Below are 9,291 nucleotides of genomic sequence, written 5' to 3' on the forward strand. Positions count from 1 at the left end.
GCGTATAGAATCATTTGGGGAAGATCCATTGGAATGTTCGGAATGTGGCAATGTAATGGAGTTTAGAGGGATAGCTGTGCGCAAAAATGGGCGTCTAACCCTTCAATTTGCGAATGATAGACAAGCTAAAAACTATATTAATCGGGAGATTGATTACATTGAGTCGAAAACATATGAATATAAGAAAAAAGAAGCAACGCGAAAAGCTATTGAAAAATATCGGTTCAGCTGGGATAAACTCGAAAAAGAAAGCAATAAAAAACGTTGAATTTATCTGTCGCACGTGTCAAGAGATAGAGGAGATTCCAAAGGATATAGTCAAACAATTTGATGTTCTAGATGGTGGAGACCCAATGGATCCACCTAAATTTAGTTGTGAAAGATGTGGAAATGAGATGGTTCCTGTTTACTATAAGAGTATTCACGGTATCGTCTACGATAATTCAGAACTGAAAAAGTAATGGCTACGCACTATCCCAAAAGGGCGAAGGCGTAGCCGAAGCTTTTTTTACAGGTGTTACTGAGCCGCTTGAGTTCATGTTCATGTTTGCAGCAATGCCGCTTTATGGGGTATACGCCCTTATACAGGGTGCGGCATTTGCAATGGCAGATATTATTAATCTAAGAATCCACGCTTTCGGAAATATCGAGCTTCTGACCCGTACACCACTTGCACTGAGAGCGGGTCTGGGCTTAGACATGATCAACTTCCTTTGGGTCACTGTCCTGTTTGCAGTCGGCACTTACTTCCTGGCAGATTTCCTTATTCGTAAATTCCAGTATGCCACGCCTGGGCGTAAAGGAAATTATGAGGGAGAAGCAAGCGGGTCGGATGCAGCTCAGGCAGTGGATGCTTCTCAGCAGGTGTATAATATCATTCATCTATTAGGTGGAAAAGACAATATTTCTGATGTGGATGCCTGCATGACTAGATTGCGTGTATCAGTTAAGGATACGAATAAAGTAGGCAGCGAAGCGAACTGGAAAAAAGCTGGAGAGATGGGGCTTGTTCATAAAGACACTGGTGTTCAGGCGATATATGGACCGAAAGCAGATGTACTGAAATCCGATATTCTGGATGTACTTGAATCGAATGTAGACATTCCTGCCTCAACGATCGATGAGAATAAGGCATTAGTGGAAGACACAGCTAATGATCAGACGAGTGAATCTTTAATGAATCATTCAGAAAAAACAGCTGTCTACAGTGCTGCAGACGGAAACGTACAGCCAATCACTGAAGCACCGGACGACGTCTTCTCTCAGAAAATGATGGGCGACGGCTATGTCATCACCCCTTCATCGGATAGAATCGTTTCACCTGTTTCAGGTTTAATCACCAGTATATTCCCGACTAAACATGCAATCGGAATCCAGACAGAAGATGGGATCGATGTGCTTGTACACATGGGAATTGATACGGTACAATTAAACGGTCAGGGATTCGAGCTATTTGTTGAAGAAGGACAGACACTGAAAGCGGGCGATGAGCTGGCTCAAATGGACCGCGAGGCAATAAGCAAAGCCGATAAGGATACAGCGGTACTCGTAGTCTTTACGAACTTGACTGATGGACAGATAATTAACCTTAAGGCAACTGGAGAATGTAAAGCAGCGGACCTTATTGGGTCAGTGATGGAATAAAAAAGGAGTGTACAAATGAAAGTCTTAACATTGAATACTCACGCGTGGATGGAAGACGCCCCTTATGAAAAGCTGGATGCTCTAGCTGAGCAGCTTGCAGAATCAGAATATGACGTTATTGCTCTTCAGGAGGTCAATCAGACGATCGATGCCAAGGGAATCAAAGATGATACTTTCATTGCTCCTGAAGAAAAAGTATGTGCTGTTCCAATAAAAGAAGATAATTTTGCCCGGCTGTTGGTCAAGAAGCTGAAGCGTCTTGGTCTGACTTACTACTGGAGCTGGGCAGCCAATCATGTCGGGTATGACCTGTATGACGAAGGTGTGGCGATTCTCTCTAAAGTCCCGTTCAAAGCAGAAAGTCAGCTGGTCTCTAAATCAGAGGACTATACCAGTCACTACACACGTAAAGTGCTGAAAGCCTCCTTTGATCATCAGGATAGACAATGGGTGGTTCTGTCCGCTCATTATTCCTGGTGGACTGAAGGGAATGGCAGGCAGCTGTTTGAGCATGAATGGATGCAGACGCTGGACATAATCCGTCCTGATGAAAGAGAAACCGCCATCGTCATGGGAGATTTCAATAATGACCCCTCAGTTCAGAATGAGGGCTATGCACTGGTCAGACGCTCGGCCCCTTTCCTGAATGATGCTTTTGAAACAGCGGACTTGAAGATAGGTGAAGCAACCGTAGAGAAGGAAATTGACGGATGGGAAGGCCACTCGGATCTTAAACGGATCGACTATATTTTTGCCGGGGAAGGCTTTGACATCGAACAGTACAAAGTGACTTTCGACGGAAAAAATGGACCGGTCGTGAGTGATCACTTCGGTGTGGAGGCTCTAGTAAAGTTAAAGCTTACTTAAAGTTAGAGAAAGTAAGTGACAAGAAAATGAAAACATGTTATATTAGGCACTGGATTGATTTAACATCCAGTGCTTTTGTATGCTGAAAATGTATAAAACATAGAGATGATTTGATTAAAAAGGGGATTTTATTTATGAAAAAGAAATTATTATATACTGGTATTCTATCTGTGAGCGGATTCCTTCTGGCTTGTGGACCAGCTGATAACGGAGATGATGCCGAAACAGATACAGCTCAGGAAGAACTTGGGGAAGATACAGCAGAAGAAACATCATGGGCTGATATTGAAGAAGAAGGCGTCCTGACAGTCGGAACATCCGGCACATACGCTCCGATCACATTCTTTGATGAAAACAATGAACTAACTGGTTTCGAAGTTGAACTGGTCAGAGAAATCGGCGAAAGACTGGACCTTGAAGTTGAATTCGAAACAATGGATTTCGACGGGATCCTTCCTTCACTGAGAAATGGACAAATTGATGTGGCTGCACACGACTTCGCCATTACTGAAGAACGTCTTGAAATTTTCGACTTTGTTGACCCGCATAAATTCTCCTATGGATCAATTATCGTAAGACAGGAAGACGCAGATCGTTTCAAGTCTGCTTATGATCTGGAAGGTGTCGACGTTGCAGTTGGGTCACTGACCAGTAACTATGCGATTTTTGCGGACAATATTGGAGCAAATGGTACGGCATACGACGGTGGAGTTGAAGCTATTCTTAGAGATGTCATTAACGGCAACCAGGATGCATATCTGAATGACTACCTGGTCCTGCTTAACACCTTGAACGAATTCGGTGACGACCAACTGACGATTGCTGAAGATGTGAAATTCCACGCCACTGAAAGCGCGATGGCTGTCTTAAAAGGCAATACGTCCTTAAGAGATCGTCTGAGTGAAACCCTTCAGGAACTGATGGATGACGGAACGGTTTCAGAATTGTCTGTGGAATTCCTAGGCGCTGATGTAACTGAACCCGTTGACGAATCAGAAATCGTGAGTCTTGATGGAGAATAATTAGATCTATGGACATACAAGGAGCACACACTTCTTGTATGTTTTCTTTTTGAAAATCAAAATAAAAAAGAGAGGACAAAACGATGTTTGAGACGTTTAGAAATATACGGTGGGAATATCTATTTGATTATGAACTGGCGATAGACTCATTACCTTTCCTGCTTCAAGGGTTGCAGATTACAATGGTTATTGCCTTGTTCAGTATGTTCTTTGCTTTAATACTGGGTGTTGTAATAGGTGTCGCTCGTATGTCGAAATTTGCCATATTTCATTTACCTGCCAGATTATACATTTCCTTTATGCGAGGGACCCCACTGCTTGTATTTGTATTTATCCTTTATTATGGCCTGCCGGTAATAGGACTCTCGTTCAATAATGCTGTTGTAGCTGCTATTGTAGGTGTCAGTTTAAACTTCGGCGGCTACCTTGCGGAAGTGGTACGGTCAGCTATCTTATCTGTACCCAGAGGTCAGTGGGAAGCAGCGGCGACTTTGCAGATGGATTACTTTCAGACCTTGAGAAAAATTGTGATTCCCCAAGCTACACGTATTGCTCTTCCACCGACATTCAATATTTTTATGGACGTCGTCAAAGGGACATCACTGGCTTCTGTTATTACGGTCCAGGAACTACTGTACAGTGCACGACTAGTTGCTGGTCGAACCTATGACAGTATGACCATGTACATTTCTGCTGCCCTGATCTACTGGATGGTCTGTATCGTAATCGGGTATTTCCAGGACCGTCTGGAAATCAGGTACAACCGTTACCTATCTAAATAAGGAGGCACACACATGATTACAGTAAAGAATCTTAAAAAAACATTTGACGACACTCCGGTTCTGGAATCGATCAACCTTGAAGTGAAAAAGGGCGAAGTGGTCTGTCTGGTCGGTGCATCCGGATCAGGAAAAACAACCTTGCTTCGCTGCCTGAATCTGCTCGAAACACCAGATGAAGGATCGATCAGAATAGGTGATAAGGAAGTATCTTTTGGTGAAGATAAACTATCCAAGAAAGATATCAAGGACATCCGCCGCTATTCAGGGATGGTTTTCCAAGGCTTCCACCTTTTCCCGCATATGACTCTGCTGGAAAACATTACTCAAGCACCTCTAACTGCCAAGCAGCAGGATAAAGAGACGATCATGAAAGAAGCGAGTGTGCTGCTTGAAAAAGTTGGCCTGTCCGAACATCAGGACAAGTTCCCAGATGCCTTGTCCGGTGGTCAGCAGCAGAGAGCAGCGATCGCCCGTGCACTGATGATGCACCCGGAAGTCATGCTGTTTGATGAACCGACATCAGCACTCGATCCTCAACTGGTCAGAGAAGTACTGAAAGTAATTGAAAGTCTGGCAAAAGAAGGTCAGACTATGGTCATCGTGACGCATGAAATGAACTTTGCCCGCCGTATAGCCGACAAAGCCTTCTTCATGGATGAGGGGTATATCCTAGAGTCAGGTCCGGCCGAACAAGTCCTGACTGATCCAAAAGAAGACCGGACAAGGGAATTTCTTGCCCTACTTGAAGACGAGTAAGATGAATTGAGTAATATCAGCCCCGCCTAACTGTGGTTATCTTCAGTCGGGCGGTTTTTTCGTAGAAAAAACCTTCACTATTGTGTTTGCCCCGGAACTCAGATGGAAAAACAGTTTGAGTACAGGGGCAATCTGAATAGCGCCGGAACTCGGAGGAGAAATCTGTTTGAGTGCAGGTACAATCGAGATAGCGTAGGAACTCAGTCGCAAATAAATTTAGTACTGAGACAAAAAGGATAGCTCATGGACCTAAAGAGATAAACCAAAAAAGAAGCCCCATCCTGGGAATCAACTCGTAGGATGGGGCTTCTCTGTATGATTATTACTTCAGTTCAGGCCAGTAGCCTTTGTTTGCTTCGATCAGATCGTCCAGTAACTGTTTAGCGACTTCAGCACTTGGAACGATTTTCGACAAGCTCAGAGCCTGCCACAGTTTCTGGTAACTGCCTTCGATATAGGCTTCAACGACCATCTTCTCAGCAGTGACTTGCTGAAGCATAAGAGCGCGGTTGAACGCAGGGATTTTACCTTGAGCCAATGGTTCAGGACCGTCACTACCGACGATACAAGGCACTTCGACCATAGCATCATCATCAAAGTTAGCAATCGCTCCGTTGTTTTCAACAATCAGAAGCATACGTTCTTTTGCATTGAATGCAATGGCGCGGGCCAGGTCCACGATGAATGATGCATGGCTGTCGATGTGGAAACCACCGTCAACTGCGGTACCTTTTTCGATGATGTTACGAGCAGCTGTAAATACCTGTTTCTCACGTCCGGCCATCACTTCATTGGCACGGGTGAATTCTGGATTGGAGCCAGCTACTTCATAGTCAGGATAGAAATAATACTTCAGATAAGTGTTCGGTAGATAATTCGGTTCGATTGCCAGTAAGTCCTTGGCTTTTTTATGAGTGGCCTGCCAGCTTTCGTCCATATGCTGTGTGTCCACTTCAACTTGGGTCAGATAGCCGTTTTCTGCCACATATTCCTTGATTTCATTGATGTATTCATATCCTGTAGCTTTGTCTTTGACGCTGGTCCACCATCCGAAGTGGTTCAGGCCGAAGTAGCTTACTTCCAGCTTGTCTGGAGTAGTTCCAACAATTTGAGACATTCTACGCAGCGTTCCGACAGGCATGTCACAGATATTCAGGACTTTTGAATCTGGACGTAAAACGCGTGTCGCTTCAGCAACGATTGCTGCAGGATTGGAATAGTTGAGCATCCAGGCATCTGGAGAATACTTTTCCATGTAGTCGATGATTTCAAGCATGCCGTTAATGCTTCGCATACCATAAGCAATTCCGCCAGGTCCACATGTTTCCTGACCGACAACACCGTATTTTAACGGAATCTTTTCATCCTGCTCACGCATCTCGTACTTTCCGACGCGGATATGAGCCATGACGAAATCGACATCGCTAAAGGCTTCTTCCGGATCAGTAGTGTAAGAGAATTTGAGGTCAGGTGCCTGTTCTTTTAGAAGAATTTCCAGAGCTTCACCTAGAATCCCTTGTCTGTCTCCGTCATTATCGTACAGCTTCAGTTCTCTCATTGGGAAACGGTCACTGTTTTCAAGCATCAACGATTCAGGTTTCTGGCTTGTCTCCCGCTATTTTGGATTGGATGAAAAAGACACATTGAAAACTTGGACAATGATGACAACAATTATCGGACTTGTCGGATTAGGCATGGCAATGCTCATCGGATTGTTTATAATATAAGAGAGTACTAGACGAATAGGAACTTAATCAGTCTAAATGAAAGGATTTCGTATATGAGTAGTTATTCCATCGGTGTGGACATCGGGACGACGAGCACAAAAGCCGTTCTGTTTTCAGAACAAGGAGAGAATCTCCATCAGGCAACGATTGAGTATCCTCTCTACACACCTGAACCGAAAGTTGCCGAACAGGATCCGGATGAGATTTTCGATGCGGTCCTCCTGTCCCTTCAGTCAGTCATGGAAACCTCCCAAGCATCCCAGTCAGACATTAAAGTCATCGGCTTCAGCGCGGCTATGCACAGTCTGATTGCTGTAGACAGTGAGGGAAAGCCGTTGACACAGGTCATTACCTGGGCAGATCAGCGCAGCGAACCTTATGCAAGGCAGCTGAAAGAAACAAATGGGCAGAGCATCTATGAAAAGACTGGGACGCCGATTCATCCCATGTCACCCTTATGCAAACTGATCTGGATGAAAGATGAAAAACCTGAAGTATTTCAGTCTGCTGCCCGATTTATTGGAATAAAGGAATATGTTTTCCATAAATTGTTTGGCACGTACGCTGTCGATTACTCGATTGCATCTGCTACTGGACTCTTCAATATGGAAGCTTTGGACTGGGATGAGGAAGCCTTGGAAACAGCTGGGATTACCCCTGACCGACTGTCACCGATCGTTTCGACAACTGAAGTCTTTACCGGCATGCGCTTGGAATATGCAGATAAAACAGGGATTGGTCGTGACACACCGGTTATCATAGGTGCTAACGATGGCTGTCTTGCAAATCTTGGAGTCAATGCGATTGATAAAGGGGTTGTGGCCGTAACGATCGGAACGAGTGGAGCGATCCGGACGGTTACTGATAAACCAGTTTCAGATCCGAAAGGCCGAATTTTCTGTTACGCCTTGACGGACAAGCACTGGGTGATCGGTGGACCAGTGAATAACGGTGGAATGATTTTGAGATGGCTCAGAAACGAACTATGCCTTGAGGAAGTGTCTAAAGCAGAAGCTGCCGGTATGGACGCTTATAATGTCATCACAGAGAAAATAGCGGAAGTTCAGGCCGGATCCAATGGGCTGATTTTCCATCCGTACTTATCCGGCGAACGGGCTCCTTCATGGAACGCGAACGCTCGAGGCTCCTTTTACGGACTGGCTCTGCATCACCAGAAAAAACATATGATGCGTGCGGTACTGGAAGGTATCAATATGAATCTCTATATGGTTCTGCTGGCTCTTGAAGAAGTGATCGGCTTACCGGAACGGATCCATGCGACTGGTGGATTTGCGAATTCTGATGTGTGGCGTCAGATGCTGGCAGACATTTTCAACCAGGAAGTGCATGTCCCGATGACTGTGGAAAGTGCCTGTCTAGGAGCAGCTGTTCTGGGCCGTTTCGCTATAGGAGACATCGATGATTTAAGCGAAGTCGGTAATATGGTCAACACGGGTAAAGTCAATCCGCCTCAACCCGAATCTGTTGCGATATATGAAGAACTCATGCCGATATATATCCGCTTGAGCCGTCTCTTTGAAGAAGAATATGATGCGATTACTGCTTTTCAGCAGAAGTATAAGTAAATGAATATAGTCAGCACTCGACCGTTCTTATTCAATCAGACGGTCGGGTGTTTTTGTTTTAGGAGATCTGTACGAGTGCCAAATAGTTAATAAGAATTAGTATCCGATGAAGTACTAATTTAGCAGGAAATTTTTGTATACTATAGATAGGTGAGGAAAGGAGGAAGGGAATCGTGTCCAGTGTGGACGGATATCCCGTCAAGATGCTTGGAAAAAAAAAGTATGCCAATGGCCAGAAGGTTTATGAACAGGAAGATAATATTCTGACTTATTATTATGAAGACGGTACGGTCAAAGCCAAAGGGCCTTTTGTTGAACAAAAGATGGAACAGGAGTGGATTTTTTACCGTAAAACGGGTGATCTATGGCAAGTCGGCCATTTTAAAGCGGATCAGAAACACGGAAGATGGCTCCGTTACAGCCGAGATGGAGAAGTGGAGTATGATGAACAGTTTGAAAATGGGAAGCAGCTGAAGAAGAAGTAAAGCTCAGCAAGCTGACTTTCAAAGAAGAGTGGTGGAGCCTATCGGGTGCTCCATACTCTTCTTTTTGCTTTCAGAGCTAGGGGTAGGACTGAAGAAAGACTAACTCAATAGGCCGAATCAGCACGAGTGGGCTCTAAGACGCATCTTGCGACCAACTCGGGAGAAATAAGCTGGCGAGTGGGCTCTAAGACGCATCTTGCGACCAACTCGGGAGAAATAAGCTGGTGAGTGGGCTCTAAGATGTATCTTGCGACCAACTCGGAAGAAATGAGCCGGTGAGTGGGCTCTAAGATGTATCTTGCGACCAACTCGGAAGAAATGAGCCGGTGAGTGGGCTCTAAGACGCATCTTGCGACCAACTCGGGAGAAATGAGCCGGTGAGTGGGCTCTAAGATGTATCTTGCGACCAACTCGGGAGAAAT

The 9,291-nt window shown here is 44.8% G+C and carries 8 protein-coding genes and 2 pseudogenes; 9 read left to right on the top strand and 1 reads right to left on the bottom strand.

The window, feature by feature from the left end; all coding sequences use genetic code 11:
- The 6 genes and pseudogenes from ACYQ4S_RS09385 to ACYQ4S_RS09410 form a co-directional block, all read left to right on the top strand.
- Positions 1 to 268: pseudogene (locus tag ACYQ4S_RS09385) on the top strand (hypothetical protein); the annotation flags it as partial.
- A 275-nt stretch (positions 269 to 543) separates the two neighbouring features.
- Entirely contained in the window at positions 544 to 1,644 is a 1,101-nt protein-coding gene (locus ACYQ4S_RS09390) for a glucose PTS transporter subunit IIA (RefSeq protein WP_428830586.1), read from the top strand.
- Positions 1,645 to 1,659: 15 nt separating this feature from the next.
- Entirely contained in the window at positions 1,660 to 2,511 is an 852-nt protein-coding gene (locus ACYQ4S_RS09395; RefSeq protein WP_346024076.1) for an endonuclease/exonuclease/phosphatase family protein, read from the top strand.
- A 134-nt stretch (positions 2,512 to 2,645) separates the two neighbouring features.
- Complete coding sequence (locus ACYQ4S_RS09400; RefSeq protein ID WP_346024077.1) at positions 2,646 to 3,533, top strand: transporter substrate-binding domain-containing protein; 888 nt, start codon at positions 2,646 to 2,648, stop codon at positions 3,531 to 3,533.
- A gap of 83 nt (positions 3,534 to 3,616) precedes the next feature.
- Positions 3,617 to 4,315 carry an amino acid ABC transporter permease gene (locus ACYQ4S_RS09405; protein ID WP_346024078.1) on the top strand — a complete coding sequence of 233 codons (699 nt, stop codon included), beginning with the start codon at positions 3,617 to 3,619 and terminating at the stop codon, positions 4,313 to 4,315.
- A 12-nt stretch (positions 4,316 to 4,327) separates the two neighbouring features.
- Positions 4,328 to 5,071: an amino acid ABC transporter ATP-binding protein gene (locus ACYQ4S_RS09410; protein WP_091480136.1), complete on the top strand. Its 744-nt coding sequence runs from the start codon at positions 4,328 to 4,330 to the stop codon at positions 5,069 to 5,071.
- A 322-nt stretch (positions 5,072 to 5,393) separates the two neighbouring features.
- Here ACYQ4S_RS09410 and ACYQ4S_RS09415 read toward each other — a convergent pair.
- Positions 5,394 to 6,659 (bottom strand): annotated as a pseudogene (locus tag ACYQ4S_RS09415) (6-phospho-alpha-glucosidase); the annotation flags it as partial.
- Positions 6,660 to 6,696: 37 nt separating this feature from the next.
- Between ACYQ4S_RS09415 and ACYQ4S_RS09420 the strand changes: the two are divergent.
- The 3 genes from ACYQ4S_RS09420 (at position 6,697) to ACYQ4S_RS09430 (ending at position 8,869) form a co-directional block, all read left to right on the top strand.
- Entirely contained in the window at positions 6,697 to 6,798 is a 102-nt protein-coding gene (locus tag ACYQ4S_RS09420; protein ID WP_428830588.1) for a hypothetical protein, read from the top strand.
- A 53-nt stretch (positions 6,799 to 6,851) separates the two neighbouring features.
- A complete protein-coding gene (gntK, locus tag ACYQ4S_RS09425; RefSeq protein ID WP_346024079.1) occupies positions 6,852 to 8,384 on the top strand; it encodes a gluconokinase in 1,533 nt (510 codons plus the stop codon).
- A gap of 173 nt (positions 8,385 to 8,557) precedes the next feature.
- On the top strand, positions 8,558 to 8,869 hold the full coding sequence (locus ACYQ4S_RS09430) for a toxin-antitoxin system YwqK family antitoxin (protein ID WP_346024080.1): 312 nt from the start codon (positions 8,558 to 8,560) through the stop codon (positions 8,867 to 8,869).
- Positions 8,870 to 9,291: the final 422 nt, after the last annotated feature.

The sequence above is a fragment of the Alkalibacterium sp. s-m-28 genome (assembly GCF_054658175.1).

Coding starts and splice junctions, on each gene's coding strand:
- ACYQ4S_RS09390 (WP_428830586.1), top strand. CDS start 544: ATGTTTGCAGCAATGCCGCTTTATGGGGTATACGCCCTTATACAGGGT.
- ACYQ4S_RS09395 (WP_346024076.1), top strand. CDS start 1,660: ATGAAAGTCTTAACATTGAATACTCACGCGTGGATGGAAGACGCCCCT.
- ACYQ4S_RS09400 (WP_346024077.1), top strand. CDS start 2,646: ATGAAAAAGAAATTATTATATACTGGTATTCTATCTGTGAGCGGATTC.
- ACYQ4S_RS09405 (WP_346024078.1), top strand. CDS start 3,617: ATGTTTGAGACGTTTAGAAATATACGGTGGGAATATCTATTTGATTAT.
- ACYQ4S_RS09410 (WP_091480136.1), top strand. CDS start 4,328: ATGATTACAGTAAAGAATCTTAAAAAAACATTTGACGACACTCCGGTT.
- gntK (WP_346024079.1), top strand. CDS start 6,852: ATGAGTAGTTATTCCATCGGTGTGGACATCGGGACGACGAGCACAAAA.